Raw genomic sequence first — 26640 nt, 5'->3', positions numbered from 1 at the left:
AAAAAATAAAAGATTGGATTTGTAATGAAAAAATTGCTTTTAGTACTATTAGGGCTAGTTAGCCTGAATATTTATGCTAACGGTTGTGGCGGAGAATATCAGCCTGCAACAGGTACCTGTCGCATTATCGATAGTTCGGGTCGACAGATTCTATATAACGTAGGAAGACCACAATCTTCGAATAACGGTTACACTCAGAGCCAACCAAGTGTTGTCAATATCAATGTTCCTTCAAAATACGGAGCATGGGCAATCAATCCTAAAACAGGTATTTCAGGTGGCGCACTTGAGATGGATTCACTTGAGGCTGCAAAAAAGCTGGCCATTAAAACCTGCGAAGAAGGTGGAACAAATAAACCGTGTAAAGTTAGAGCCTGGGTTCGTAATGGCTGTATCGCTGTTGCTCAAGCAAAAGATGGTTCAGCTTTTTTTGCCGTAACCCCCCCCGGGTATGGCTGAAGCGGAGGCATTAAGAAAATGTCAAAAACGTGGAGCTTTACAATGCAGAATTATTACCCCTGAAGGCTGCTCTATGCCAAAATTCTAATAGACCAAAAGCTGTCTGTTGTTCAGACGGTCTTTGATGCCCTCCTCTAATCCCAATTCTATTTTAACGAGTACGACACAATGAAAAATTTATCCATTTTTGTTTTAACCACAGCCCTGCTGCCGTTTTCTATGCCTGTAGTCAACGCTTCAGATATTGCCGGCAAGCTGCTGACAGGCGATAAAAAATATGCCTGCGAGGCCATTACCTGCCTGACTTCTCCGGGTACGCCGCCTAAAGAATGCAACCCTGCACTGCACAGGTTCTATTCCATTCAGCACAAATACGCGCAAGACACCATCAGCGCCCGCCGCCGCTTCCTCCAGCAGTGTCCTGCTTCCCGTGACAAAGAGATTGCGCCCATTATCGAAATAGTCGTACATCGATAATCTATCTACACAAAGGCCGTCTGAAATTCAGACGGCCTTTTCTCTTCTCAAAATGGGTTAAATTTTAAAATTTTTCAAATACAACCTCATATTCTGTTCAAATTATTTATATTCTAAACTTACAGGCTTAATTTCATCTTTACTGATATAGGTTAAGGCTTTTATATAGATATAAAATGCCGTCTGAAATAATTCGGCACCATCTGCAAAGTAGCTCGAACAAATACAGAATAGTTTGTTTTGTTCTGATTCTTCCCTTTTTATCCCACCAAAACCGACGTCATGCTGAGCGATCCTGCAATCAACTTATCGTTGAAAAATGTAATCTTGTCTTGCGGTTCGCGTAATGCCATGATGTACAGCAACGGTAAGTAATGATCCGGCGTTGGTACAGAAAGCTCGGCCTTTTCGCCCAGCTGCTCATAATGCACCAGAGTTTCATTATCTTGTACCGCAATCGCCTGATTGACCGTTTCACGGAAAGCAAACGCCCAGTCATATCCTGCACCGATTTGATCGATATGTTCCCAGCTTATCGCCCTCAGATTATGCACAATATTGCCGCTGCCGATAATCAACACGCCTTGTTCGCGTAAAGCAGATAATTTTTTCGCCAAGTTGAAATGCCATTCCGCCGATTGCAAACGGTTAAGGCTCAGTTGCACTACGGGAATATCGGCATCGGGATAGAGAAATTTCAACACCGCCCATGCGCCATGATCAAAACCACGCGTTGGGTTCAACTCGACATTTTCCGGCTGTAATAATGACTTCACTTGCTCCGCCAACTCGGGCGAACCGGGCGCGGGATATTGCATTTGGCTGAGCTCTTCAGGAAAGCCGTAGAAATCGTAAATCATTTCAGGGTGTTTACCTGATGTCACCTGCAAACGGCTGCTGTACCAATGCGCTGAAATCATCAAAATGGCTTTTGGTTTGGCAAACTTTTGCGTAATTAGGCTGAAATTCTGATTGAACGGGTTTTCTTTATCTAACACATTCATCGGGCTGCCATGCCCAACAAACAATACAGGCATTTTTTTCATGATTTACTCCTCGTTATCGGATACAGCGGATTGTACGGATAAATTTTTATTCAAAAAATACCGGTTTACGAACAACATCTTTTACTGATAAGAAATCATGACTGATAGGGGCTTGAGCTTCTGAGAGAATATGTAGGATAAGGATTTATATAAAAGGCCGTCTGAACATTTTATTTCAGACGGCCAAAAATTTCTTTATTTCTGTATTGACAGAAATAAAAGATAAAAATAGAATACCATCACTATGAAACTGAATCCGACCACTGAAAAATTTATCCTCCATTGGGGTGAAATGGGTACCAAATGGGGTGTCAATCGTACCGTTGCACAAATCCATGCCCTGCTCTACATCTTAGGCAGACCGATGAACGCCGAAGAAATTACCGAAACGCTCGGCGTAGCGCGCTCCAATGTCAGCAACAGCATCAAAGAGCTGCAAAACCTGAGACTGGTGCATAACGTGCATATCCTGGGCGATAGGCGCGATCATTTTGAAACTTCGGATGATGTCTGGACTTTGTTCCGTACCATTGCAGAAGTGCGTATGCAGCGTGAAATCGAACCGACGCGGCAATTTTTGCAAAGCCTGATCGACAGCCCTGAATTTAGTCAGGAAAATGAAACTGCCAAGCAGCGAATCCGACAAACCCATGATTTCATCAGTACGCTGACCATGTGGGCAAATGAAATGCTGAAGCTTTCTACTTCAACCATGGTAAAAATTTTGAAAATAGGCGCTGGAATACAAAAATTTTTCCGATGATGGCAATGGACTTGTTCTCAATAAACATAGCCAATGCTATTTAGGATATGGAAACATGCTCATGGCAGCCTTGCATGGGCATGTTTATCTGAAGCTTGATATTCTTTGGTAGATTTTGAATCACTGGATATGGATTTCCCTCCTAAGGAAACAATCTAGAAACCTATCTAAAATTTTTTACCCTATAATTTCTCTTTTAACAGAAATTTTAGAAATAACAGACTAAAATATAAACAAACCAAAATGAAATTAGGAAACCAATATGTCCGGCAACACTACACACACAACTCCCGCCTACCTGCCTTACTCAATGGGGCTGCTATGGCTCTGGAGCGGTACCCAACCTCTGTTTTTCATGCCTGAAATGTCATTGGATTTGCTACATTCGGTCGGTATTCCCAATCCGTTGCAATGGCCTACATTAATCGCCGCTTCTCTGCTGGACATTGGTTTTGCTTTTTTATGCTTCAGCCGCCTTCGTTCCCATTCATCAGTATGGCTGCTGCAATTGATAACCGTCGCGGAATACAGCCTGATTATCGCCTTCGGGCTGCCCGAAATGTGGGCACATCCATTTGCGCCTTTGGTAAAAAACCTGCCGATTATGGCTACTTTATTTTTCTTGTATCAATCCGTAGGAGATAAAAAATGAATACCTATTTAATCGTTAAAACCCTGCACATCATCTCGGCTACCTTAATGGTCGGTACCGGTTTTGGTACAGCGTTTTACCTCTTTTGGGCAAACCGCAGCGGTTCGGTTGCCGCGCAGTCGGTCGTCTCACATTGGGTCATCAAAGCAGATTGGTGGTTTACAACCCCCGCCGTCATTTTCCAACCCTTATCTGGCTTATGGATGCTGTATGAACGAGGCTACACTGTTGCCACCATGCTGGAACAAAATTGGGTATGGATGACGCTGGCCTTATACATTTTTTCAGGCATTTGCTGGCTGCCTGTTGTTTGGCTGCAAATCCGCATGGCAAAAATTGCCGAAAAAGCGCACAAAGAAAACGCAGACACCATTCCGGAGCCCTACTGGCGTTACGCCAGACGCTGGGAATTGCTCGGCTACCCTGCCTTTTGCGCCACTATCGTGATTTACTTCCTGATGGTGATGAAACCGATTTAAAGGTTTTCAGACGGCCTTATTAACAATATAAAGAAAAGCATATGAACATCATTATTTTCGGAGGCAGCGGCTTTATTGGCAGCCGTACCGTTCAAATCCTCAAAGAACAAGGTCACCAAGTTTGCACGCCCGACCGCCGCGCCTTCGACTTTCTTCATCCCAACGAAACCGCCGCACGCCGTTTATTGGAAGGGCAAGATGTCCTCATCAACTGCATCGGTATCATGAGCCGTCATGCCGAAATACTCGAAACCGTACACCACCACACGCCCAAACGGCTCGCCGCATGGGCAAAAGCAGCAGGTATAAAACGCTGGGTGCAACTATCCGCACTGGGTGCCGATCCATCTCAATCCATCAACTTTGTCGGCAGCAAAGGGCGTGGAGATGATGCCATCGCCCAAAGCGGCATACCGATTGCCATAGCCAGACCATCCGTCGTTTACGGACGAGGAGGAACCAGTTGCGAGCTATTCATCAAACTAGCCCGCCTCCCTTTACTTCCCTTACCGGAAGCCGGTCGCTTTCATTTACAGCCTGTACACCTTGCCGATGTTGCCGAAGGTTTAGCCAAACTTGCCATCCAAACCGACACCGACTATAGCATCATCAATATGACCGGCAGCAAAACACTGACTTTGGCGGAATACCTGACCACCATCCGCCAAACCCTGAACCATAAACCGCCACAACGTATTCTGTCCGTTCCCCTACGCCTGCTTGAGCCAGCGCTGCCGTTGGCAAACATCCTCAGCAACGGCATTATCAGCCGAAACAGCTTTGCCCTACTCAAGCAAGGCTCATGCGCTGACTATTCTGATTTTGCAGCTTTACTAGGCAGGGAACCATTGGCAACAGAAAACTTTGCTGGTTGCCTATAATTCATTTAACTTTAAAATGACAAAACAAAGGCCGTCTGTTGTTCAGACGGCCTAAAGCTTTTATAAAATACTTTATTGCAAAACAATTCAGTTCATCAGAAGCTTATTGCTTCTACCTACCCAGCTACAAAGGCTGGGCCAAATCGTTTTCCGTGTTGTAGCTGATAAAATCCTGCTCATGAGGGAAATGGACAACCCGCGCGCGCTGTTGTTGCAACCAGCCGCGGATGCTGCGCATTCCTGAATAAAGGTATGGCACGGTGCTTTGCAGGATTTGCGGACGGATAAACATCACGCTGTAATGCGGTCTGGACGGGGTTTCAACGTAAAATGCATTGCACAACGGCGTGCGTTTGGCGATGGTCTCAAACTGGGAAACCAAGTTTTCAGGCAGGCGAGGCATATCGCAGGAGACGATAAGCAGCCAATCGGCAGTGGCAATTTGTAAATCGTTGGCGGCAGTACATAAGGCGGCTAAAGGACCGTAATGTTGCCATTGACGCGCATCGGAGAAAACGTGTGCGCTGCGTTGGGCGTAGGATTCGAGATTGCGGTTGGCACTGATGGCGATATGGCTGACTTGCGGGCGGATTTTTTCGATAACGTGGTCTATCAAGGCTTTGTTGTGCCATTGCACCAACCCTTTATCGACACCTCCCATCCGGCTTCCCTGCCCGCCGGCCAATATCAGTGCAAAAATTTTCATTTTGGTAGTCCTTTGCAAAGCAGAGTGTGTAAGTGTTATTCGCGATGTTGTATTTATGGAATAAGTTTTTAAGGCTTCAGGCCGTCTGAAACCTGATTTTGTGATTTAATTCACTTAAGATGAATTTTATCATAACATGATTTTACATTAAACCCCTGTTTTTTCTTATCATAACCATACAATTATTTTAGACAGGTTGTTTATAGGCCGAAAGAATGATATTTTTATAAGATTATCGGATTAGTCTTCCTGCGTGCTTTATGCATTTATTCTCCGGATCTTCAGACGGCCTGAGCCTGTCCTCGCGTTTAAAACTACTGACTGTGTTATGGGTCGGCTCGGCTTTTTTGTCGATTGCCTTTACCCTGCTGCTTTCTTGGCGTTTGGAAAGCGCGGCCAAAACGATTGAAGATGCGGGCAGCTTGAAAATGCAGGTATATCGTTTGGCTTATATGGCAAGCGTCCGTACGCCCAATGCGCAAATTGACAACCAAATCAAAGAATTTGAACGTACGCTGGCCAATGTAACGCAAAGCGATGCCATTCATCCGCTGATTCCGTCACAAATGCCGCTGGCTTACGATTTGATCCAATCGATGCTGTTGATTGATTGGGAATCCAACATCAAGCCTTCTTTGCAACATTACGAGCGGCCGACCCAAATCGGCCTATACCGTTTTGCCGGCAATATCGAGCTGTTTTTACAAGCGATGGAAAACGCCAACGAGCAAAATACTTTGTGGCTGCGCCGTTTTCAAATGGCGATGATGTTGATGATTTTAGTGGCTGCCGGCTTGATGATTGTTTGGCATTATTCGTGGATCATCCGGCCGCTGGAAAAATTGCGCGACGGGGTAGAAACCATCAGCGAAGGTCGTTTCGGGGTACAAATCGATACAGACCAAATTCGTGAATTCGCCCAAGTCAGCAAGGGCTTCAACCAAATGAGCCGCCGTCTGAAAACGCTTTATACGGATTTAGAAGGACAGGTTGCCCAACAAACCCAAGACTTGGCCCGGCAAAACCGTGACTTGACCCTGCTCTACCAGACTACGCGCAACCTGCACCAAACCTTTACGCCGCAACAGGCCGCAGAAGAATTTTTGGCTCAGATTCTGCCGGCGTTTTCCGCTTTGGGCGGTACAGTATATCTTTCCGATGAAGAACGCAAACGCTCTGACTTGGCGGCAAGTGTCGGTGAAACCGAAGAGGGAAATCGTGTAGAATTTCCGATCGTTTATCAAGACGAACAGCTCGGCGTACTGACCCTGTATTTTTCAGACGGCCATATGCCTGATGAGCAAGACGAAAAATTGTTGCAGACTTTAAGCGGGCAGCTGGGGATTTCCATCGCCAACAACCGCATGGAACAAGAACGCCGCCTGCTTGCTGTCTTGCAAGAACGCAACTTGATTGCACAAGGTTTGCATGACAGCATTGCACAAGCCCTGACCTTTTTGAATTTGCAGGTGCAAATGTTGGAAAGCGCGTTTGCTTCAAACCAACGCGAGCAGGCAGAAGAAAATATCGGCTTCATTAAAGACGGCGTGCAGGAATGCTACGAAGACGTACGCGAACTTCTGATGAATTTCCGCACCAAAATCAGTAATAAAGATTTCCCTGAAGCGGTAGAATCGCTGCTGGCGCGTTTTGAACGACAAACCGGTATTCCAGTTGATTTAAAATGGCAGGACGACGGGCAGGCTTTGAATTATGATGAGCATTTGCAAATCATCTTCATCTTGCAGGAAAGCCTGTCCAATATCCGGAAGCACGCGCGTGCGCAACATGTCAGCGTCGAAATTGCTAACCACGGCGATTTTGTCATGACGATTCGGGACGACGGCGCAGGCTTTAATAAAGAACACCTATCAAACCGGCCTTCAGGCGAACATGTCGGCTTGGGCATTATGCAGGAACGGGCCCAACGGATTAACGCAGAATTGGCCATTACATCGCAGATTGGGCAAGGTACGGCGGTTATGCTGACTTTGCCGCAACAAATGAGAACAGCATCATGACGATTAAAATTACCCTTATTGACGACCACACCCTATTTCGCAGCGGTATCAAGGCTTTGCTTTCGCGCCAGCCTGATTTTGAAGTCGTCGGCGAAGCTTCAGACGGCCTGGCCGGCGTAAAAATGGTTGAGCAGCTCAAGCCTGATGTGGTTTTGCTGGACTTAGATATGCCGGTCATGAACGGCCGCGAAGCATTGGCTCAAATTCTGAGCATCAATCCGCAACTGACCGTCATCATGCTGACTGTTTCCGAAGACAGTGACGACTTGACCGAATGTATGCGTATGGGCGCAAAAGGCTTTTTGCTGAAAAACATCAATGCCGACTTCCTGTTGGAAAGCATTCGCAAAGCCGTCGATGGCGACAATGTCTTCTCTCCGGAAATGACCAGCCGCTTGGTGCAATCGCTGATTTCTCCATCTCCTTCCCGCTCAGACCATCTGCTGGAGCAACTGACCCCGCGCGAAATGGAAATCTTGGGCTATCTTGCCGCCGGACACAGCAACAAAATCATTGCCCGTCATTTGAACTTGGCAGAGTCAACCGTCAAAGTGCATGTGCAAAACCTGTTGCGCAAGTTGAACCTAAGCAGCCGCGTTCAAGCAGCGGTTTATGCGGTGCAACACAAAGTACCGCAACCGGTATTGTCTTAATCAGGCCGTCTGAAACCTTCTTTTTAAAAGGTTTCAGGAAAAGTGTTTATTCGCTATAATCACGCCGATTTATATGCAGGGTTGTCTGATTCTTTCAGACGGCCTTTTTATTTGATTTCCCACTGATTTAAAACAACATGTCCGAAAATATTCCAGAAAATACACCCGAAAATACCGTTCCAGAAGAACACAAACGCAGTATCCGCAGTTTTGTCTTGCGCCAAGGCCATATGACCGCGGCCCAACAGCGCGCCATTGATACGATGTGGCCGCAATTCGGTGTGGACTTCCAAGAAGCCCCTTTAGATTTGAACCGCACTTTTGGACGGGACAACCCTAAAGTTTTGGAAATCGGTTTCGGTATGGGTGTCGCAACGGTGGAAATCGCCAAACGTCTGCCCAATACCGACTTTTTAGCGATTGATGTTCACGGCCCGGGCGTGGGCAATATCTTGAAACTGATTGAGGAAGAACACATTTCCAACATCCGCGTAATGCGTCATGATGCGGTGGAAGTAGTGGAAAAGATGCTGGAAGACGGTTCTTTAGACGGCATTCATATTTTCTTCCCTGACCCTTGGCACAAAAAGCGCCACAACAAACGCCGCTTGGTACAAGTGCCGTTTGTTGAAAAGCTGCTGCCCAAACTCAAAAGCGGCGGCTATGTCCATATGGCGACCGACTGGGAAGAATACGCCGTGCAAATGCTGGAGGTTTTGAGCAGTTTCGACGCTTTGCAAAACACGGCTGCCGATTACGCCCCTACGCCTGATTATCGTCCTGAAACCAAATTTGAAGCCCGAGGCAAGCGGTTGGGTCATGGCGTTTGGGACTTGGTATTCCGTAAGAAATAAAGCCAAACATAAAACACAAGGCCGTCTGAAAAATTTCAGACGGCCTTTTATCTTACTGATTAAGCCAAGAAAAGTTTATAGGCCGGATTGTCGGTTTCCTCTTTATAGACATAACCCAAGCTATCCAAGAAGTCGGCAAAAGCCTCATTGTCGCTTTCAGGTACATCGATACCGACCAAAATACGGCCGTAGTCCGCACCATGATTGCGATAATGGAACAAGGTAATATTCCATTCGGCACGCATATGGTTCAAGAAACGGGACAACGCACCCGGGCGTTCAGGAAATTCAAAGCTGACCAAACGTTCGTTGGCTACTTTTTCCGTACGGCCGCCGACCATGTAACGGATATGGATTTTGGCGATTTCATCATTGGTCAAATCGACATTGGGCAGGCCTGCTTCAGTCAGTTGTTCACTGATGACGGCCAAGTCTTGCGCACCGGCGGTTTGCAAGCCGACAAAAATATGCGCATTTTTATCGCTGCCGTAGCGATAGTTGAACTCAGTAATGTTCCGGCTTCCCAACAAATTGATAAACTTGAGGAAGCTGCCCTTTTCTTCGGGAATGGTAACGGCGAAAATGCCTTCGTTACCCTCGCCCAGCTCACTGCGCTCTGAAACGTGGCGTAAACGGTGGAAGTTCATGTTGGCGCCGCTGGTGACGGCAACCAGGTTTTGACCTTGGATATTGTTTTTCGCAACGTAAGCCTTCAAGCCGGCAAGCGCCAATGCGCCTGCAGGTTCGGTAATGCTGCGCGTATCGTCAAAAATATCTTTAATCGCGCCGCACAACATATCCGTATTGACCGTAATAATTTCGTCCAACAGCTCTTTACATAGGCGGAAGGTTTCCTCGCCCACTACTTTAACAGCCGTGCCGTCTGAAAACAGGCCGACATCTTTCAAATGTACGATTTCTCCAGCCTCGACCGATTGCTTCATACAGCAAGAATCATCGGTTTGCACGCCAATGACTTTAATCTCAGGACAAACCTGTTTGATAAATGCCGCTACGCCTGCTGCCAAACCGCCGCCGCCAATCGGAACAAAAATCGCATTGATATTGCGGTGTTGACGGAGGATTTCCATGCCGATGGTTCCCTGACCGGCAATTACGTCAGGATCATCAAATGGCGCGATATAGGTCAGTTTTTCCTTTTCTGCCAACTCCATCGCATAATCATAGGCATCGTTGTAAGACACGCCTTTCAATACCACTTCGCCGCCTCGGCTCTTTACCGCGTCAATTTTGATTTTAGGCGTTGTTTCCGGCATCACGATGACGGCGCGGCAACCCAAATACTGCGCCGATAAAGCCACACCCTGCGCATGGTTGCCCGCGCTGGCAGCAATCACGCCACAATCCAAGGCTTCTTTAGGCAGCTTCGCCATTTTGTTGTACGCACCACGGATTTTGAACGAAAACACCGGCTGCAAATCTTCACGTTTGAGCAAAACCTGATTGTTCAGACGACCTGACAGACTGCGTGCCAAATCTAAAGGCGTTTCTACGGCCACATCATAAACGGAAGCGGTCAAAATACGGGTTAGATAATCGGAAAGAGGAAGAGGATGGTTCATGGTATTCAGTGTTCGAAAATAAATTGTCATTCGACCGAATCGGCCTGAGGAAAAAGTTAAAACCATACCCCTGAGGCCGTCTGAAGGCAAGAAAAATCTTAGCAAAGCCTAAATGAGACGGTATAATGTCCGCTTAATATCTATTTAATATGCCAAACTGTTTGCTTCATAACAGTATCCACTCATATTCAAATCCACAAATAATGATGAAAAAAACGCTACTTAGCTTAATTTTTGCTGCCCTCTTGAATACTCCTGCCCTCGCTGCCGACCCGGTTGCATCTGCACCTGCCGTACAAAGCGAGGCTCAAACGCAGCCGCTGCTGCACAGCATAAACAGCCCGACAACGCCGCCGGAAATTGCGGCGACGGCCTATATCGTTACCGACCTGCACAGCAAGCAAACCTTGGCATCCAATAATGCCGATACACCTATCGAGCCAGCCGCGTTGACGCAAATGATGACCGCCTACCTTGCCTTTAAAGCACTGGAAAACGGTACACTTGAAGCAAGCCAAATGCTGACCGTTTCCAATGCCGCATGGAAAGTCGAAGGTTCGCGCATGTTCCTTGATCCGAAAGTTCCTGTCAGCGTCAGCTCCTTGATTAAGGGTACAACCATCCAATCGGCCAACGATGCCGCCATTACCCTTGCAGAAGCCATCGGCAACGGCTCTATCGACGAATTCGTCAAACAAATGAATGAAGAAGCAAAACGCTTGGGCATGAAGCACACCCACTTCAACAACCCGACCGGTATTTCTTCTAACGGCCATGTTTCAACCGTTGGCGACCTTGCCATCTTGGCAGCCGCGCTCATTAATGACTATCCGAAATATTATCCTTTATTTGCAAATAAATCTTTCAAATACAATAATATCGAGCAGCCCAACCGCAATCTTCTGCTCTATCGCGACAGCAGTATCGACGGTTTGAAAACCGGCTATTCTGAAGGCGCAGGCTACCATCTCGCCGCTTCCAGCAAACGCAACAACCGCCGTATTGTTTCCATCCTTGCCGGTGCCGAATCTACCGAAGCGCGCGCCAGTGAAAGCAGCAAACTGCTCAACTGGGCGTTACAGGCATTTGATACACCCAAACTTTATAACGGCGGAGAAGTAATTTCCCAAGTCAAAGTTTACAAAGGCAGCACCAAAGCCGTAGACATCGGTTTCTTGGACGATGTTTACATTACCATCCCCCACGATACCGGCAAAAACGTCAAACCTATCTTAGAAACACTTCAGCCTGTCCTCGCCCCAATTGAAAAAGGCCAAGTATTGGGCAAACTGAAAGTCATGAAAGACGGCAAAGTCATTGCCGAAAAAGACGTCGTCGCCCTAACCGGCGTGGAAGAAGGCAGCTGGTTGCGCCGTATGTGGGACGCGATTGTGTTGTGGTTTAAAGGTTTATTCAGTTAATCCTCTTTCTATCAAAACATAAATAAAGGCCGTCTGAAACCTATTTTCTAGATTTCAGACGGCCTTTATTCAGCCTAAAAGACAGCTAATTAGATAATTCCAGCGTTGGCGGTAGATGCTGTGTCATCGTGAACATCAACCGTATCGACAGACGAGTAGCTCATGCGGTCAGTATGCGTATTGACGTCTGACAAATTACTGATATTGCCATTACCTGACAACCTACCCATCAACTCTTGCAGGCTCAATGTACCTTCATCGAAACGGAAGGTATCAATCACAGCATCAGTTTTACCGGAAACGAATTGGTCATTGATGGTTATGCTGTCCCCTTCTGATCCCTTGATGGTAATTTTCCAATCGATATTACCTCGAACATCAGTGATGGCATCAATATGCAGGTCATTAACAGAGATATTTTGGCCGAATTGCAGTGCATTATGTTCGCCCACATTATCGGTAATCGTATCCTTACCTTCTCCAAGGCTGAAAACATAAGTATCGGCACCCTTACCGCCTACCAAGTAATCGGTTCCTTGTCCGCCGAACAAAACGTCGTTACTATCGCCGCCATTCAAACGGTCATTGCCACTTTCGCCCCATAAAGTATCGTTGCCATTGCCTCCATGTACAGAGTCGTTACCAAGACCGCCATTAAGACGGTCATCTCCACCATAGCCGAAAATGATGTCATCACCTGAATCACCGTTAATCGTATCATTGCCCAAACCGCCTCTGATACGGTCATTGCCATCGCCGCCGCTGACAAGAGCATGGCTGCTGTCTGTAATTGTGATGATATTATCAGCACCTAAATGATTCGCAGCTTGGGTAAGACTGTGATCATCTATTTCCGCTACATTTTTTGCAGAAGTATTTTCTGCTACCGAAAGGCTATGATTATTTTCGATGGTTAATGTAGTCTCGTTTACAGGCTCCGGAATATTGCCTTCTTTAGGATTACGGGTTTTAGTAATCTCTTGGTCGGAAAGATTATTCACAATAGTGTTATTTTCAATTTTGATATTGTTGAGTTCTCCCAAAATAACATTTTCTGGAGTAGCATAATCCCTGCCTTCTTCCAAATCTATAGAACCTTTAACACGACCATATGTGTCCGTATTAGTCCCATTGTTTACCAGCAAGTTATCATGAACGGAAATACCCGTATCATTGAAATCAAAATTATGGCTGTTTTTGAATACAGTGTTTAAGCGTACGCCACCCCAATTGGCATTATCTTTAATAAGGTTATTGGCTACTTCATGACCTTTACCGCCAAAGATACCAATACCTGCTGCACGCCAGCCTAATTCAACGGTATTATTCAAAAAGCGGTTATTTTCAGCAACATGGGCATTGGTATTCTCATGATGACTTGACCATGTTGCTAAGCCATCATCACCATTGCCGCGGATATTGGAATTGATAACGGTGGAATTACTGGTACCTTGGGCAAAGTTAACGCCGTCTGCAAAGTTATTACGAATAGTGGCATTGGAGATAGTCAAACCATCGGTGTAATTTAAAGGTTTGTTTTTAGAATAATCCCCAATCCAAACACCTACTTCAAAATGTTCAATTTTGATATCGTGAATAGAAGAGCCAGTACCTAAAGTGCCGGATATCCCTTTATAATTGGCTTTCTCATCATGTCTTGAATTTAGATTTGAATCCATAGAGAGATTGCCCAAATCTATATCTTTACTACCGGGCTCAAAAGTAATACCGCCACCACCGCTCACATACCCATTATCATCGTATTTAGCAGCTTCAGTATTCAAAAAATGTAACTTAGTGTGCCATTGCCCTGCACCGGTAATCTTAATGCCATCAGGAACATAAAGAGAAATCGGTCGTGAAAAATCAAATTGACCTTCAGGAATGTAAACAGATTTTTTAGACGCTTTTGCAGATTCAATCGCAGCCATAAATGCTTGGTAATCATCCGAGCCGTCATTGGCAATTGCGCCGAAATCAGTAATGCTGACACTGTTTTCAGGCTGTCTAATGGCGTCCGGTGCCTTTTCCAAGTCAACCAAGTCAATGCCTACGGGCGTGCTGTCGAGATTAGTGATAGTAACTGTATCTCCTTTATTGATATGGGCATCTTTAAATAATTGGCTGACTTCGTCAAATTGGAAGCGGGCAAGCCTATCTGCCGCAGGCGTATCATGAACTTTAATATCGTCATTCGGATGATATGTATAGTTATCCAAATATTGCCAGTTGGATTTGGAAGATAAATCCAAAGTACCGATCACTGTATTATTGACTTTGACTTCTACTTTACCGCTTTCACCGTCAGGAACGGTATAACGGATGGTTGCGGCATTGGCTTCTGCTTGCGCAATAAATGAAACGGACGCATTGGTCGGCAAATCGACATATGCCTGACCGCTTGCTTCACGGGCAGTTGCGCGATCTGTTTCTTTAGAAGAAGAGTGGTTCTCAACGATACCGTTCTTCAACTCGCCTTGTTCTGCCTCATAAGTCGTGTAGGCAAGTTTTGCACCATATTGGGAAGCGTTTGGCACTACAGTTTTAAGGTCTACCATTTGATATATTCCTTCAAAAATATTGTATTTTTAAATTAATCTACGATACAAGCTCCTATTGGTCATAAAATTAGCATAAAAGTTCAGTAATCTATTATTAAGTTTGATAAAGAAAAAAATGCCGTCTGAAAACACAACGGTTTTCAGACGGCATTTCAATACCTTAATAGGTTATCAGTATGAGCTTAAACTAAGCCTTTTTTCTCCAGATAGCTTTCGTAATCACCCAGGTAGTGTTCATATCCGCCTTTGCCATCCAATTCGATGATTTGGGTAGCCAATGAAGATACAAACTGACGGTCGTGTGAGACGAAAATCAGCGTGCCGTTGTATTTTTCCAGCGCCATGTTCAAGGATTCGATGCTTTCCATGTCCATGTGGTTGGTCGGTTCGTCCATAACCAAGACATTGGGTTTCAACAGCAACAGTTTGCCGTAAAGCATACGGCCTTTTTCGCCACCGGAGAGAACCTTCACTTTTTTCACGACATCGTTGCTGCCGAAGAGCAAGCGGCCCAAAGTGCCGCGGATGACTTGTTCGTCGTCGCCTTCCTGTCCCCATTGGCGCATCCATTCGCTCAGGTCCATATCGACGTCGAAGTCGTTTTCATGGTCTTGCGGATAGTAGCCGACACTGGCTTTTTCCGCCCATTTGATGGTGCCTTCGTCCGGCAACAGGCCGTCTGAATATTCGGGGTTGTACGCGCCTGCCAAGAGTTTCAGCAAGGTGGATTTACCTGCGCCGTTCGGGCCGATGATGGCAAGGCGTTGGCCTGCTTCAAGGATGAAGTTCAGGTTTTTAAACAACTGGGTTTCAAAACGTTTGGCCAGTTTTTCAACTTCCACAGCCTGACGGTGCAATTTGGCTTTTTCGTCGGCTTCAAAACGGATATATGGGTTTTGACGGGTAGAAGGTTTGACTTCGACCATCTCCGATTTAATTTTGTCTGCCTGTTTCAGACGGCTGGTTGCCTGACGAGCTTTGGATTTGTTGGCAGAGAAGCGGGCGACGAACTCTTGCAGCTCTTGCAGTTTCTCTTTGGCTTTGGCGTTGTCTTTCAGGGCGCGCTCACGCGATTGGGCGGAAGCGAGCATATAGTCGTCGTAGTTGCCCGGATAGATGGTGATGGTGTTGTAGTCCAAATCCGCCATGTGGGTGCAGACTTCGTTCAAAAAGTGACGGTCGTGCGAGATGATAATCATGGTGGAGTCGTATTGGTTCAACACGCCTTCCAACCAGCGGATAGTATTAATATCCAAGTTATTGGTCGGTTCGTCCAAGAGCAATACGTCTGGTTTGGAGAACAGGGCTTGCGCCAGCAATACGCGCAGTTTGAAGCCTGGGGCAACTTCTGCCATGGTCGCATTGTGCAAATCTTCAGAAATGCCCACGCCGCTCAACAATTCGGCAGCGCGTGCTTCGGCGGTGTAGCCGTCGTATTCGGCGAACTTGGCTTCCAGTTCTGCGGCTTTCATGTAATCGTCTTCAGTAGCTTCGGGATTGGCGTAAATCGCGTCGCGTTCGGTCATTGCCGCCCACATTTCGGTGTGACCCATCATCACCACATCCAGCACGCGCATGTCTTCGTAGGCAAACTGGTCTTGGCGCAATTTACCCAAACGCACGCCGTTTTCAATCGCGACTTCGCCGGCAGTCTGTTCCAAATCGCCGCCGAGGATTTTCATGAAGGTGGATTTGCCTGAGCCGTTGGCGCCGATCAAGCCGTAACGGTTGCCTTCGCCGAATTTGACGGATACGTTTTCAAACAGCGGCTTTGCGCCGAACTGCATGGTGATGCCGTTGGTAGAAATCATTATTCGTAAAACCTTTATAAATAGAATGTTATAATCGGACGCGATTGTAGCATATTTTTGCAAAGACCTCAGGATTGAGGCCATGGCGAATGTGCCCAATTTCGATGTTAAGATGAAAACAGGCAGCGCTTCACACAAAAATGCGTTGTAGTCAGCATTTCAGGCCGTCTAAAACGGAGAAACGATATGGAAACGCACAAAATCTATTACGCCGTGATTATCTTGGTATGTGCCGCCTCTATGCTGCTCAGCCCGTTTTTCTATATCCGCCGCACGCGATCTGGCACTGAATTACGACGCGCACCCAGACAGTGGAAACCCATCCTCTTCGCCAACATCATCATGATTGCGGCTTTGTTTGTTTGGTGGAAATGGTTTTAAGGAAAAATAAAAATGAACAAAATCTGGATCTGCACATTACTGCTCGCTTTGACAACTGCGGTTTCCGCCGCGCCTATTTTTGAATGCACCGATTCTGCCGGCCGCAAAGTCTATACCCAAGCCGGCGGCAAAAACTGCAAAGCCAGCAATATCGGCAAACCGTCCGTATATACTTCTGCGCCTGTTTCAACACCGGCAACGCCGACTTCCCCAAGCAAAGCCGAGCAGGCGGAAGAAGCTGTCGCCCCGGTCAATCCGGCTGATGTCGGTGCGGCCAAGCGTGCTTTGGATACCGCCAAGAAAAATTTGGAAGAAGGCAAAAAAGTGCGTTATGGCAATGAACGCAACTATGCCCGCTATCTCGAACGGATCAAGGGTTTGGAAAAAGCCGTCCGCTCGGCTCAGGAAAACTATGACGCGGCGCAACGCCAACCTGCATCTCAAGATCCTGTTGCCTATTGATCCTTACCACACCAGCAAGGCCGTCTGAAATTTGGTTTTCAGACGGCCTTTTCATCTTTTCAATATAACAAAATCGTCTTTATACCTAACAAAGCATTCTTTCCAGTTTTCAGACGGCCTTGTTAAAGTAAGCGTGTATTAAATTCTGACGGTTGCCATTATGTTGTTACTCAAAACGCCTTCTGTATTGCCGGGTTTCAAGCTCAGCCTGGGTTTGACGGTTTTATGCCTGTCGCTTTTGGTGGTTTTGCCGTTTGCGATGATGGCGGCCAAAGCGGCGGAAATCGGCTGGAGCGGATTTTGGAACACAATTACCGAACCCAATGTCTTGGCGGCCGTCTGGCTGAGTTTGCGGATGTCGTTTTATGCGATGTTGACCAATATCGTGTTCGGCACGTTGGTTGCCTGGGTATTGGTGCGCTATGAATTTCCGGGCAAAGGATTGGTAAACGCTTTGGTCGATTTGCCGTTTGCGCTGCCGACGGCGGTAACAGGCATTGCGTTGGCAACCTTGTATGCGCCCAATGGCTGGATAGGTCGTTTTTTCGAGCCTTTGGGCATCAAAATCGCCTTTACGCCCATCGGCATCTGGATTGCACTGATTGTCGTCAGCCTGCCCTTTATCGTCCGTGCCGTACAGCCGGTATTGGAAGAATTGTCGGGCGAGTATGAAGAAGCGGCGGCGACGTTGGGCGCAAGCCGTTGGACTACGTTCCGCCGCGTCCTTTTACCTGAAATCACGCCGGCCCTGTTGACCGGCGCAGGCATGATGTTTGCCCGCTCTACCGGCGAATACGGCTCGGTCATTTTTATCGCGGGCAATATTCCGATGGTGTCTGAAATCCTGCCCTTGATTATTACCGGCAAACTGGAGCAATACGATGCTCAGGGTGCGTCTGCCGTTGCTCTGTTTATGCTGATGATTTCGTTTGTCATCCTGCTGATTTTAAACATCATGCAATGGACCTTGAGCCGCCGTGCCGGAGCGAAGGTTTAACAAACAATAGGCCGTCTGAAACATCAAGCAAACATTTTTCAGACGGCCTAAACGGATACAAGAATAAATCGAGACTTCACTAACATGAAAACCCATTCTACCAATCCAAACCTGAGCGAACCGCGTTGGCTGCGCGTGTTGCTGACTGCTACTGCCTTGGGCTTTCTGCTGCTGATGCTGGTCGTGCCTTTGGTTGCCGTATTCTACGAGGCCTTAAAAGGCGGTTGGGATTTGTACCTGCAATCTCTGACCGATCCCGAAGCATGGTCTGCCATCAAATTAACACTGATTACCGCGCTGATTGTCGTTCCCGTCAATGCCGTACTGGGTGTGGCGATGGCGTGGCTGCTGACCCGTTTTGACTTCCTAGGCAAGCAGTTGCTGACCACCCTGCTCGATTTGCCGTTTTCCGTATCACCCGTGGTGGCCGGTTTGATGTTCGTCTTATTGTTCGGCGCGCACACGGCATTGGGCGGCTGGCTCGAAGCGCAAGGCATACAGATTATCTTCGCCATCCCCGGCATTATTTTGGCGACGCTGTTCGTTACCTTCCCCTTTGTTGCGCGTGAAATCATTCCTTTGATGCAGGCGCAGGGAGACAACGAAGAACAGGCCGCGCTGATTCTCGGCGCAAGCGGCTGGCAGATGTTTTGGCGCGTTACCCTGCCCAACATCAAATGGGCGCTACTCTACGGCATCATCCTTACCAACGCCCGCGCGATGGGCGAATTCGGCGCAGTCAGCGTAGTATCGGGACACATACGCGGCGAAACCAACACCATCCCGCTTTTGGTCGAAATCTTCTACAACGAATACAACTTCACCGGCGCATTCGCCCTCTCCGGCGTATTGGCACTTTTAGCCTTGGCCACCTTGCTGGTGCAAAACATCATCACAAAATTACAAGACAAAAAACTCGCCGCCGCCGAAAGGAACGCAGTATGAGCATCACTATTCAAAATTTAAACAAACACTTCGGAGCATTCCACGCGCTGAAAAACATCAACCTCAACGTCCCCACCGGCAAACTCGTTTCCCTGCTCGGCCCTTCCGGCTGCGGCAAAACCACGCTCCTGCGCATCATCGCCGGGCTGGAAAACGCCGACGGTGGCCAAATTCTCTTTGACGGGCAAGACGTCACCGCCAAGCATGTGCGCGAGCGCAAAGTCGGTTTCGTGTTCCAACACTACGCCCTTTTCCGCCATATGAACGTGTTTGACAACGTTGCTTTCGGTTTGACCGTATTGCCCAAATCCGAACGCCCGTCCAAAGAACAAATCCGCGCCAAAGTCGAAGAATTGCTGAAACTCGTACAGCTCTCCCACCTCGCCAAATCCTATCCGCACCAGCTCTCCGGCGGACAACGCCAACGCATCGCCCTCGCCCGTGCGCTTGCAGTCGAACCGAAACTCCTGCTTTTGGACGAACCCTTCGGCGCTTTGGATGCCAAAGTACGCAAAGAATTGCGTACCTGGCTGCGCGACATCCATCACAACTTGGGCGTAACCAGCATTTTGGTCACACACGACCAAGAAGAAGCCCTTGAAGTTTCCGACGAAATCGTCGTCATGAACCACGGCAAAATCGAACAAACCGGCAGCGCCGAAGCCATTTACCGCAAACCCGAAAACGCCTTCGTTACCGAGTTCCTCGGCGAAACCGATGCTTTTGAAGGACGCATCGAAAAAGGCATCTGGCATTACAACGGCTTCGCATGGAAATTGGACGCGCAATACAAATGGCAGGAGCAAACTGCCATCGGCTACATTCGTCCGCACGAATGGCAGCTGGCCGCCGAAAACGAAACACCGATGATCCGCGCCGAAATCGAAAAAATCCACGCCGTCGGCGCATTGACGCATATTGTGGTGAAACACGACAAACAGGACGTACATATCACGCTGGCTGGCAGCGATGCCGCGCGTTACCAAATCGCCGAAGGCAAAGAATTGAAGCTGATTCCGAAACAGGTTTATGTCTTTTCTCAAAACGAACTGATTGAATATTCGATTTGAGACTAAATCATAAGGCCGTCTGAAAATCTGCTTTCAGACGGCCTTTCATCTTATTTAAACCTGCCAATCAATCGGCTCTAAACCATGCGCCTGCAAATAAGCGTTTGCCTGCGAAAAATGTTTGCAGCCGAAAAAGCCACGATACGCCGATAAAGGCGAAGGATGCGGCGCGGTCAGCACCAAATGACGGTTGCGGTCTATAAACGCGCCTTTCTTCTGCGCATGGCTGCCCCAGAGCATAAAGACTAAATGTTCGCGTTCCTTATCCAATTGTCGGATGACTTCATCGGTAAACGCCTCCCAGCCAAAAGTCGCATGGGAATGCGCCGCACCGGCACGGACAGTCAACACCGTGTTCAATAGCAACACGCCCTGTTCCGCCCAATGCTGCAAATAGCCATGTTGCGGAATCTGGAATCCCTCAATATCCGTCGCCAATTCTTTATAAATATTGACCAGTGACGGTGGCACCGCAATTTCAGGCTGCACGGAAAACGCCAAACCATGCGCCTGACCCGCGCCGTGATACGGGTCTTGCCCCAATATCACTACCTTTACTTGTCCGAACTCCGTTGTCCGAAAGGCATTGAATACATCGCGCTCGGGCGGATAAACGGTTATCCCCGCCTGCCTTTCATGGCGAACCTTCTCCAAAATCGTTTGAAAATACGCCTTCTCTTTTTCCGCACCAATTGCCTCGTGCCAAGTCTGCATTGTTTGCCGCTCCGTATTTGAATGGACTTATTATAACTGAAATAATTTTCAGCCTTAGCCTTTTCATTTTAAGCCATTGCCATTATGATAAGGATTATCAAAAGATTATTAAAAGGATATGCCGCATGACGATATGGTTTGTTGCCGCCGCCGTTGTTCTGATTGTCGAATTGTTTATCGGAACGGTTTATCTTTTGGTGGTCAGCGTAGCGCTGGCCGCCGCCGGAATCATGTACGGATTAAGCAGTCACTTTTCTACCGCCGTTTTGACCGCTGCCATCATCAGCGCACTTGGTATCTGGCTGGTACACGGCCGTCTGAAAAACCAGTTGGCTCCCCAAGCACTCAACGATGATTTGGATATTGGGCAAAATGTCCGCATCCTATGCCACCTGCATGACAATATTTACGAAGTCGCCTACCGCGGTACACACTGGCAGGCGCAAGCCGAACGGCCCCAAGATACTTTTCAGACGGCCTCAAGTGCAGTCATTACTGCCAAAAACGGTAATCTACTGATTATCCGCACACTCTCCCAACCATCATCATAAGGAAACATTATGGAATTTCTGCTCAGTCTCCCCGTCCTCATCCTCATCGTTGTTGTTGTTTTTGGTTTCAAATCCTTTATCGTTGTACCGCAACAGGAAGTTTATGTAGTCGAACGATTAGGCCGTTTTCACAAAGCGCTGACTGCAGGTCTGAACATCCTTATCCCATTTATCGACCGTGTCGCCTATCGTCACTCGCTGAAAGAAGTTCCTTTGGATGTTCCCAGCCAAGTCTGTATTACCCGCGACAACACTCAGCTGACTGTGGACGGCATCATCTACTTCCAAGTTACCGATCCTAAACTCGCTTCATATGGTTCCAGCAACTACATCATGGCGATTACCCAGCTTGCGCAGACAACTTTGCGATCTGTCATCGGCCGCATGGAATTGGATAAAACCTTTGAAGAACGCGACGAAATCAACAGCATTGTTGTTGCTGCTTTGGACGAAGCGGCAGGCGCTTGGGGTGTGAAAGTATTGCGTTACGAAATCAAAGACTTGGTTCCGCCGCAAGAAATTCTGCGCTCAATGCAGGCGCAAATTACCGCCGAACGTGAAAAACGCGCGCGCATTGCCGAATCCGAAGGCCGTAAAATCGAGCAGATCAACCTTGCCAGCGGTCAGCGCGAGGCAGAAATCCAACAATCCGAAGGTGAAGCGCAAGCCGCCATCAATGCGTCAAACGGTGAAAAAATCGCCCGCATCAACCGCGCACAAGGTGAAGCTGAAGCCCTGCGCCTGGTGGCCGAAGCCAACGCCGACGCCATCCGTAAAATCGCCGAGGCGGTTCGCTCAGAGGGCGGTGCTGAAGCCGTCAACCTGAAAGTTGCCGAGCAATACGTTGCTGCCTTCAGCAATTTGGCTAAAGAAAGCAACACGCTGATTATGCCTGCCAACGTTGCCGATATCGGCAGCTTGGTGTCCGCCGGTTTGAAAATCATCGACGGCAACAAGCCTAAAGCCTCATAATAGCGTTCTGACTCAGGCCGTCTGAAAACCCAATACGGCTTTTCAGACGGCCTTTTTATATCGTTCGATTTTTATATGAATACACAAACCATCAAAACCTATCTTGTCGGCGGCGCCGTCCGCGACCATCTGTTAGGCCTGCCCGTCAAAGACCGCGATTGGGTAGTCGTCGGTGCAGATGCGCAAACCATGTTGGCTCAAGGCTATCAGCCGGTCGGCAAAGATTTTCCCGTCTTTCTCCATCCGGACAGCCACGAAGAATACGCCCTCGCCCGTACCGAGCGCAAAACCGCCAAAGGCTATGCCGGATTCAGTTTTCATGCCGATAAAGACGTTACGCTGGAACAAGACCTGATGCGCCGCGACCTGACCATCAATGCCATGGCTCAGGATGCAGATGGCACGATCATCGACCCTTTCGGCGGACAACAAGATTTGGCGGCCGGCATCCTGCGCCACGTTTCGCCTGCCTTTGCCGAAGACCCCGTACGGATTTTGCGTATTGCCCGTTTTGCCGCGCGTTATGGTTTTCAAATTGCCGATGAAACCATGTCGCTGATGCGGCAAATGGTAGAAAACGGAGAAGCGGATGCCTTGGTTGCCGAACGCGTCTGGCAGGAATTGGCCAAAGGTTTGATGGAGAAAAATCCGCGCCGAATGATTGAAGTTTTACGCGAATGCGGCGCACTCAAAGTCTTGCTGCCCGAAGTCGATGCCCTTTTTGGCGTACCGCAACGCGCCGATTATCATCCTGAAATCGACAGCGGTATTCATACGCTGATGGTTGTACAACGAGCCGCAGAAATGAATCTGTCCCTCGCCGAACGCTATGCCGCCTTATTGCACGACTTGGGCAAGGCAAAAACACCGGCCGATATCCTGCCGAAACACTACGAACACGACGTCAACGGCGTCGAACCCGTCCGCGAAGTCAATCAACGCCTGCGCGCACCCAAACACTGCGCCGAGCTTGCCGAACTCGTCTGCCGTTGGCACATCATGCTCCATCAAGTCGGGCAGTTTAAAAGCAAAACCATTTTGAATGTTTTGAAAAAAACCGATGCATTCCGCCGCCCCGAACGTTTTCAGACGGCCTTAAACGTCTGCGTGGCCGACAAACAAGGCCGTCTGAACCTTAAAGACACCCCCTATCCGCAACGCGAACACTGGCTGGCCTTACTTGAGGCCGCCAACCAAGTAGATGCAGGCAAAATTGCCACCGAGTGCCGCGCACAAGGGAAAGCCCATTTAATTGCCGAACAAATCGATCATGCCCGCTTAGCACAAATTACACCGCTGCAAAAAGCGTATCAGGCAGACAAAGTAAGAGGATATTGATGACATCTTCGCGTTATAAAATTGAACAAACACCTAGCAAAATTACCTTGTCAGCAAAAATTATACGTAACCGACTCAAACTTCTATTAACTTGCAGAGACCTTGTAATCGTACTATTGATATTGGCAAACATTCCAAATTTAAACTTTGAATCAGTATTTAATATCATACTCCTCATATTTTTGGGTCTGCTTTCTTTCCAATGTATTTATGACTTACTGTGGCAACTTTTTGGACAAGAACATATTCATGTTCAAAATGGAATACTTTCACACCAGTTCACGCTGTTTGGATTGGGAAAAGGTAAAAAATTTTCACTCGTAGAAATAGCGCAATGGCAGCCACATGAGAACCATGCAAATACTAAAAACACTAAAATAACACTACGTAACTATTTGAGCCAGAGAAGGAATACATCCACCATCTCCAGCCCCTTACGACAACCAAATAGTAAACAAGGTGCATGGTCATTTGTTTATCATGGGGAAACCATATATATCGGAGAATTTTTTTATAGCGACGATTACCAAGCAATTAACTCAAAATTAAATAGCCTAATGCCAAAAAAAGCCAAAACAGAGGCACTTTCCGAACCAGAACACAGCCTTTAAAACAGCCACCACGATATCTGCTATAATCCGCACCTTGACCATCTTATTTCAACAATAAAAATCATGACTATCCAGACCGATTTACTTCACGAAAAAATCAGCAATGAAGATTATCAACGTCTCATTGTCAAACACAGCGAATCTTTCAGCGACGGCGAAATCCGCCTATTAAACGAAATCCTTGAAAAATTCCGCTTTGATGTCGTACAGGCGCAAGCTTTGGCGCAAGCCGTCATGCAGCAGGTGCGCTTCGATCCAAACGACTACCATATCGACAGCGACGATGAAGACACAACCGGCATCTGTCCGCACTGCATCAATCCGCCCATGCCGCCCCTGCGCGATTATTTGGTTTGGCGCGAAACACGCGGCTGAAAATTTTCCTAATCGATTTTGATAAGTTATTAACCATCCGCTATTGAACAAGGCCGTCTGAACAGGTGTCATCGTTACATATGTTCAGACGGCCTTTTGTAAATAAATGTTCACAATTAGGATAAATCAGTATAATCTGCGCCGTTTGAATTTTCTTCGGAGCTTTTATGAATCAGCTTAAAACGGCGGTAGCCGGTGCGCAGATTTTGTTTGTCGCATTCGGTGCCATGGTGCTTGTACCGCTTCTGACGGGACTGAACCCGGCTTTGGCATTATTGGGCGCAGGCTTGGGCACCTTGTTGTTCCAATTGGTTACCAAACGTAAAGTGCCGATTTTCCTCGGCTCTTCTTTTGCCTTTATTGCACCGATTATCTACTCCATCGGCGAATGGGGCCTGCCTTCTACCATGTTCGGTCTGTTTGCGGCAGGTTTCATGTACTTTGTTTTTGCCGCTCTGATCAGATGGCGCGGTCTGGATGCGGTACACAAGCTGTTGCCGCCCGTGGTTATCGGTCCGGTAATTATGGTAATCGGCTTGTCCGTGGCCGCTGCAGCCAGCAGCATGGCTATGGGTCAGGCGGATGGAAAACAGGTCATCGACTATATCGACTCGCTGATTCTCTCCGGCTTTACCTTTGCGGTAACCGTCATTGTTTCTGTCTTCGGCAGCAAGATGATGAAGCTGATTCCGATTCTGATCGGCGTGGCTTCAGGCTATGTGTTGGCGTTGATCATGGGCTTGGTCGATACCAGCGCCATCATCAACGCTCCTTGGTTTGCCGTCCCTCATTTTGAAACGCCTCAAGTCAATTGGCAGGCTGCCTTGTTTATGTTACCCGTTGCCATTGCCCCTGCCATCGAACACATTGGCGGCATTATGGCCATCGGTAATGTGACCGGCAAAAACTACACCAAAGACCCTGGCTTAGACAAAACCCTCGCCGGCGACGGCTTGGGCGTGTGCGTGGCCGGTTTGATCGGCGGCCCTCCTGTGACCACTTACGGCGAGGTGACCGGCGCGGTGATGATTACCAAAAACAGCAACCCCGTTATCATGACTTGGGCGGCAATTTTTGCGATTTTCATGGCGTTTTTCGGTAAGTTCAACGCGTTTTTGGCTTCGATTCCTATGCCGGTTATGGGCGGCATTATGTTGCTGCTGTTCGGTACAATCGCCTCTTTGGGCATCAAAACGTTGATTGATGCGAAAGTCGATTTGATGCAGCCGAAAAATCTGGTTATCGTCAGCTCCGTATTGACGACCGGTATCGGCGGCATGATTATCAAAGTAGGTACTTTGAGCTTCGCCGGTGTAGGTTTGTGCGCCGTATTGGCGATTATTCTGAACTGCGTTTTGCCCAATACAAAATCAGAAGAAGCATAAATAGCTGGTTCATAAACTCAAAGGCCGTCTGAAAATGAGATTTCAGACGGCCTTTTTCTTACGCTTTATACAATGAAAAATGCCGGAGACTTAACCATCTCCGGCATTTTTGAATAAGGTGGCGAGCCGAACCCCCGGCACTGGCTCATCAGAGTGGGCTGCTGGCTTCCGCCCCTGACCCGGTGTTCCGAATTACCATGCGGGGAGACCCGCCATAGAAGAAACGCATTATAGCGGTTTTACAGAAAAACTCAAGCGATAAAATCTCTCAGGCCGTCTGAAAACCATTTACACGACAAGATTGTAAACAATATTGCCTAGTTGCAAATCATTCCCATTGAAATGTTTATTGTCTTTTCCGTTGAAAAATATCGAAAATTACACTACATTAACACTTTACGCCATCAAGAAGAAATTGCATTTTTCAGACGGCCTTTAATATAAAAACATTACATCCATCAACGGAACACGA

26 protein-coding genes, 1 other RNA gene and 1 pseudogene are annotated in these 26640 nt (G+C 47.6%); 21 read left to right on the top strand and 7 right to left on the bottom strand.

The features are described from left to right. Positions 1-24: 24 nt before the first annotated feature. Together ACTHTK_RS00575 and ACTHTK_RS00570 are read left to right on the top strand one after the other, a co-directional pair. Positions 25-547, top strand: a pseudogene (locus ACTHTK_RS00575) (DUF4189 domain-containing protein). Between the two features lie 80 nt (positions 548-627). After that, positions 628-936, top strand: coding sequence for a TrbM/KikA/MpfK family conjugal transfer protein (locus ACTHTK_RS00570; protein ID WP_107723236.1), 309 nt, complete (start codon positions 628-630; stop codon positions 934-936). A gap of 260 nt (positions 937-1196) precedes the next feature. Here ACTHTK_RS00570 and ygiD read toward each other — a convergent pair whose 3' ends face one another. Beyond that, the gene (ygiD, locus tag ACTHTK_RS00565; RefSeq protein ID WP_107723235.1) at positions 1197-1982 is read right to left on the bottom strand and encodes a 4,5-DOPA dioxygenase extradiol; all 786 of its coding nucleotides are present in this window, start codon (positions 1980-1982) and stop codon (positions 1197-1199) included. A 244-nt stretch (positions 1983-2226) separates the two neighbouring features. Between ygiD and ACTHTK_RS00560 the strand changes: the two genes are divergently transcribed. The 4 genes from ACTHTK_RS00560 (at position 2227) to ACTHTK_RS00545 (ending at position 4757) form a co-directional block, all read left to right on the top strand. Further along, positions 2227-2745 (top strand): GbsR/MarR family transcriptional regulator, encoded by a 519-nt coding sequence (locus ACTHTK_RS00560; RefSeq protein WP_107723234.1) that lies wholly within the window; start codon positions 2227-2229, stop codon positions 2743-2745. A gap of 262 nt (positions 2746-3007) precedes the next feature. After that, entirely contained in the window at positions 3008-3397 is a 390-nt protein-coding gene (locus tag ACTHTK_RS00555) for a DoxX-like family protein (protein ID WP_107723233.1), read from the top strand. Further along, positions 3394-3876: a DUF2269 family protein gene (locus ACTHTK_RS00550; protein WP_063075737.1), complete on the top strand. Its 483-nt coding sequence runs from the start codon at positions 3394-3396 to the stop codon at positions 3874-3876. The genes ACTHTK_RS00555 and ACTHTK_RS00550 overlap by 4 nt, the downstream gene beginning before the upstream one ends. 41 nt (positions 3877-3917) lie before the next feature. Next, on the top strand, positions 3918-4757 hold the full coding sequence (locus ACTHTK_RS00545) for an NAD-dependent epimerase/dehydratase family protein (protein ID WP_107723232.1): 840 nt from the start codon (positions 3918-3920) through the stop codon (positions 4755-4757). A 124-nt stretch (positions 4758-4881) separates the two neighbouring features. On the opposite strand, the gene mobA is transcribed toward ACTHTK_RS00545, so the two are convergent. Continuing rightward, positions 4882-5463 (bottom strand): molybdenum cofactor guanylyltransferase MobA, encoded by a 582-nt coding sequence (gene mobA, locus ACTHTK_RS00540; RefSeq protein WP_063068994.1) that lies wholly within the window; start codon positions 5461-5463, stop codon positions 4882-4884. A gap of 260 nt (positions 5464-5723) precedes the next feature. On the opposite strand from mobA, the gene ACTHTK_RS00535 reads away from it, so the two are divergent. The 3 genes from ACTHTK_RS00535 to trmB all read left to right on the top strand — a co-directional run bounded on the left by ACTHTK_RS00535 (position 5724) and on the right by trmB (position 8991). Further along, entirely contained in the window at positions 5724-7484 is a 1761-nt protein-coding gene (locus ACTHTK_RS00535; protein ID WP_107723231.1) for a histidine kinase, read from the top strand. After that, on the top strand, positions 7481-8137 hold the full coding sequence (locus ACTHTK_RS00530; protein ID WP_003680203.1) for a response regulator: 657 nt from the start codon (positions 7481-7483) through the stop codon (positions 8135-8137). Before ACTHTK_RS00535 ends, ACTHTK_RS00530 begins: the two co-directional genes overlap by 4 nt. 137 nt (positions 8138-8274) lie before the next feature. After that, positions 8275-8991, top strand: a complete 717-nt coding sequence (gene trmB, locus ACTHTK_RS00525; RefSeq protein ID WP_107723230.1) for a tRNA (guanosine(46)-N7)-methyltransferase TrmB — start codon at positions 8275-8277, stop codon at positions 8989-8991. 59 nt (positions 8992-9050) lie between these two features. On the opposite strand, the gene ilvA is transcribed toward trmB, so the two are convergent. Further along, positions 9051-10574: a threonine ammonia-lyase, biosynthetic gene (gene ilvA, locus ACTHTK_RS00520; RefSeq protein WP_107723229.1), complete on the bottom strand. Its 1524-nt coding sequence runs from the start codon at positions 10572-10574 to the stop codon at positions 9051-9053. 203 nt (positions 10575-10777) lie between these two features. On the opposite strand from ilvA, the gene ACTHTK_RS00515 reads away from it, so the two are divergent. Beyond that, a complete protein-coding gene (locus ACTHTK_RS00515; RefSeq protein ID WP_107723228.1) occupies positions 10778-11995 on the top strand; it encodes a D-alanyl-D-alanine carboxypeptidase family protein in 1218 nt (405 codons plus the stop codon). A gap of 89 nt (positions 11996-12084) precedes the next feature. Here the strand turns inward: ACTHTK_RS00515 and ACTHTK_RS00510 are convergent, their stop codons facing one another. Together ACTHTK_RS00510 and ACTHTK_RS00505 are read right to left on the bottom strand one after the other, a co-directional pair. After that, positions 12085-14553: a calcium-binding protein gene (locus ACTHTK_RS00510; protein ID WP_107723227.1), complete on the bottom strand. Its 2469-nt coding sequence runs from the start codon at positions 14551-14553 to the stop codon at positions 12085-12087. Positions 14554-14738: 185 nt separating this feature from the next. Then, a complete protein-coding gene (locus ACTHTK_RS00505) occupies positions 14739-16367 on the bottom strand; it encodes an ABC-F family ATPase (protein WP_003683571.1) in 1629 nt (542 codons plus the stop codon). Positions 16368-16553: 186 nt separating this feature from the next. Here ACTHTK_RS00505 and ACTHTK_RS00500 point away from each other — a divergent pair, with 186 nt between their 5' ends. The 5 genes from ACTHTK_RS00500 to ACTHTK_RS00480 all read left to right on the top strand — a co-directional run bounded on the left by ACTHTK_RS00500 (position 16554) and on the right by ACTHTK_RS00480 (position 20222). Further along, a complete protein-coding gene (locus ACTHTK_RS00500; RefSeq protein WP_070632972.1) occupies positions 16554-16748 on the top strand; it encodes a hypothetical protein in 195 nt (64 codons plus the stop codon). Between the two features lie 12 nt (positions 16749-16760). Beyond that, positions 16761-17210, top strand: a complete 450-nt coding sequence (locus ACTHTK_RS00495) for a DUF4124 domain-containing protein (protein WP_107723226.1) — start codon at positions 16761-16763, stop codon at positions 17208-17210. A gap of 160 nt (positions 17211-17370) precedes the next feature. Next, positions 17371-18207 carry a sulfate ABC transporter permease subunit CysT gene (cysT, locus tag ACTHTK_RS00490; RefSeq protein WP_003683475.1) on the top strand — a complete coding sequence of 279 codons (837 nt, stop codon included), beginning with the start codon at positions 17371-17373 and terminating at the stop codon, positions 18205-18207. 84 nt (positions 18208-18291) lie between these two features. Continuing rightward, positions 18292-19152: a sulfate ABC transporter permease subunit CysW gene (gene cysW / locus ACTHTK_RS00485; RefSeq protein ID WP_107723225.1), complete on the top strand. Its 861-nt coding sequence runs from the start codon at positions 18292-18294 to the stop codon at positions 19150-19152. Beyond that, positions 19149-20222, top strand: coding sequence for a sulfate/molybdate ABC transporter ATP-binding protein (locus ACTHTK_RS00480; protein WP_107723224.1), 1074 nt, complete (start codon positions 19149-19151; stop codon positions 20220-20222). Before cysW ends, ACTHTK_RS00480 begins: the two co-directional genes overlap by 4 nt. 54 nt (positions 20223-20276) lie before the next feature. Here ACTHTK_RS00480 and ung read toward each other — a convergent pair whose 3' ends face one another. Continuing rightward, positions 20277-20936, bottom strand: coding sequence for a uracil-DNA glycosylase (ung, locus tag ACTHTK_RS00475; protein WP_107723223.1), 660 nt, complete (start codon positions 20934-20936; stop codon positions 20277-20279). A gap of 125 nt (positions 20937-21061) precedes the next feature. Here ung and ACTHTK_RS00470 point away from each other — a divergent pair, with 125 nt between their 5' ends. From ACTHTK_RS00470 to ACTHTK_RS00445, 6 genes are all read left to right on the top strand, one after another. After that, the gene (locus tag ACTHTK_RS00470) at positions 21062-21487 is read left to right on the top strand and encodes an NfeD family protein (RefSeq protein WP_107723222.1); all 426 of its coding nucleotides are present in this window, start codon (positions 21062-21064) and stop codon (positions 21485-21487) included. A 9-nt stretch (positions 21488-21496) separates the two neighbouring features. Further along, positions 21497-22459, top strand: a complete 963-nt coding sequence (locus ACTHTK_RS00465; protein ID WP_039863787.1) for an SPFH domain-containing protein — start codon at positions 21497-21499, stop codon at positions 22457-22459. A gap of 75 nt (positions 22460-22534) precedes the next feature. After that, complete coding sequence (locus ACTHTK_RS00460) at positions 22535-23797, top strand: multifunctional CCA addition/repair protein (RefSeq protein ID WP_063069006.1); 1263 nt, start codon at positions 22535-22537, stop codon at positions 23795-23797. Continuing rightward, positions 23797-24408 (top strand): hypothetical protein, encoded by a 612-nt coding sequence (locus tag ACTHTK_RS00455; RefSeq protein WP_107723221.1) that lies wholly within the window; start codon positions 23797-23799, stop codon positions 24406-24408. Before ACTHTK_RS00460 ends, ACTHTK_RS00455 begins: the two co-directional genes overlap by 1 nt. A 63-nt stretch (positions 24409-24471) precedes the next feature. Continuing rightward, positions 24472-24783, top strand: a complete 312-nt coding sequence (locus ACTHTK_RS00450; protein ID WP_003679235.1) for a hypothetical protein — start codon at positions 24472-24474, stop codon at positions 24781-24783. Between the two features lie 167 nt (positions 24784-24950). After that, positions 24951-26168 carry a uracil-xanthine permease family protein gene (locus ACTHTK_RS00445; protein ID WP_003679234.1) on the top strand — a complete coding sequence of 406 codons (1218 nt, stop codon included), beginning with the start codon at positions 24951-24953 and terminating at the stop codon, positions 26166-26168. Positions 26169-26285: 117 nt separating this feature from the next. Here the strand turns inward: ACTHTK_RS00445 and ffs are convergent. Next, positions 26286-26382: signal recognition particle sRNA small type (ffs, locus tag ACTHTK_RS00440), an RNA gene on the bottom strand. Positions 26383-26640 lie beyond the last annotated feature (258 nt).

This window comes from Neisseria sp. P0006.S009, assembly GCF_051962915.1.
In the GTDB taxonomy this organism is placed as follows: domain Bacteria; phylum Pseudomonadota; class Gammaproteobacteria; order Burkholderiales; family Neisseriaceae; genus Neisseria; species Neisseria subflava_E.
The sequence above is the reverse complement of the archived record's forward strand: the minus strand, read 5'-3'. Positions and strand labels throughout refer to the sequence as shown.

Bases quoted from the DNA above. Each gene is read 5' to 3' on its own strand.
- ACTHTK_RS00570 (WP_107723236.1), top strand. From the start codon at position 628: ATGAAAAATTTATCCATTTTTGTTTTAACCACAGCCCTGCTGCCGTTT.
- ygiD (WP_107723235.1), bottom strand. From the start codon at position 1,982: ATGAAAAAAATGCCTGTATTGTTTGTTGGGCATGGCAGCCCGATGAAT.
- ACTHTK_RS00560 (WP_107723234.1), top strand. From the start codon at position 2,227: ATGAAACTGAATCCGACCACTGAAAAATTTATCCTCCATTGGGGTGAA.
- ACTHTK_RS00555 (WP_107723233.1), top strand. From the start codon at position 3,008: ATGTCCGGCAACACTACACACACAACTCCCGCCTACCTGCCTTACTCA.
- ACTHTK_RS00550 (WP_063075737.1), top strand. From the start codon at position 3,394: ATGAATACCTATTTAATCGTTAAAACCCTGCACATCATCTCGGCTACC.
- ACTHTK_RS00545 (WP_107723232.1), top strand. From the start codon at position 3,918: ATGAACATCATTATTTTCGGAGGCAGCGGCTTTATTGGCAGCCGTACC.
- mobA (WP_063068994.1), bottom strand. From the start codon at position 5,463: ATGAAAATTTTTGCACTGATATTGGCCGGCGGGCAGGGAAGCCGGATG.
- ACTHTK_RS00535 (WP_107723231.1), top strand. From the start codon at position 5,724: ATGCATTTATTCTCCGGATCTTCAGACGGCCTGAGCCTGTCCTCGCGT.
- ACTHTK_RS00530 (WP_003680203.1), top strand. From the start codon at position 7,481: ATGACGATTAAAATTACCCTTATTGACGACCACACCCTATTTCGCAGC.
- trmB (WP_107723230.1), top strand. From the start codon at position 8,275: ATGTCCGAAAATATTCCAGAAAATACACCCGAAAATACCGTTCCAGAA.
- ilvA (WP_107723229.1), bottom strand. From the start codon at position 10,574: ATGAACCATCCTCTTCCTCTTTCCGATTATCTAACCCGTATTTTGACC.
- ACTHTK_RS00515 (WP_107723228.1), top strand. From the start codon at position 10,778: ATGATGAAAAAAACGCTACTTAGCTTAATTTTTGCTGCCCTCTTGAAT.
- ACTHTK_RS00510 (WP_107723227.1), bottom strand. From the start codon at position 14,553: ATGGTAGACCTTAAAACTGTAGTGCCAAACGCTTCCCAATATGGTGCA.
- ACTHTK_RS00505 (WP_003683571.1), bottom strand. From the start codon at position 16,367: ATGATTTCTACCAACGGCATCACCATGCAGTTCGGCGCAAAGCCGCTG.
- ACTHTK_RS00500 (WP_070632972.1), top strand. From the start codon at position 16,554: ATGGAAACGCACAAAATCTATTACGCCGTGATTATCTTGGTATGTGCC.
- ACTHTK_RS00495 (WP_107723226.1), top strand. From the start codon at position 16,761: ATGAACAAAATCTGGATCTGCACATTACTGCTCGCTTTGACAACTGCG.
- cysT (WP_003683475.1), top strand. From the start codon at position 17,371: ATGTTGTTACTCAAAACGCCTTCTGTATTGCCGGGTTTCAAGCTCAGC.
- cysW (WP_107723225.1), top strand. From the start codon at position 18,292: ATGAAAACCCATTCTACCAATCCAAACCTGAGCGAACCGCGTTGGCTG.
- ACTHTK_RS00480 (WP_107723224.1), top strand. From the start codon at position 19,149: ATGAGCATCACTATTCAAAATTTAAACAAACACTTCGGAGCATTCCAC.
- ung (WP_107723223.1), bottom strand. From the start codon at position 20,936: ATGCAGACTTGGCACGAGGCAATTGGTGCGGAAAAAGAGAAGGCGTAT.
- ACTHTK_RS00470 (WP_107723222.1), top strand. From the start codon at position 21,062: ATGACGATATGGTTTGTTGCCGCCGCCGTTGTTCTGATTGTCGAATTG.
- ACTHTK_RS00465 (WP_039863787.1), top strand. From the start codon at position 21,497: ATGGAATTTCTGCTCAGTCTCCCCGTCCTCATCCTCATCGTTGTTGTT.
- ACTHTK_RS00460 (WP_063069006.1), top strand. From the start codon at position 22,535: ATGAATACACAAACCATCAAAACCTATCTTGTCGGCGGCGCCGTCCGC.
- ACTHTK_RS00455 (WP_107723221.1), top strand. From the start codon at position 23,797: ATGACATCTTCGCGTTATAAAATTGAACAAACACCTAGCAAAATTACC.
- ACTHTK_RS00450 (WP_003679235.1), top strand. From the start codon at position 24,472: ATGACTATCCAGACCGATTTACTTCACGAAAAAATCAGCAATGAAGAT.
- ACTHTK_RS00445 (WP_003679234.1), top strand. From the start codon at position 24,951: ATGAATCAGCTTAAAACGGCGGTAGCCGGTGCGCAGATTTTGTTTGTC.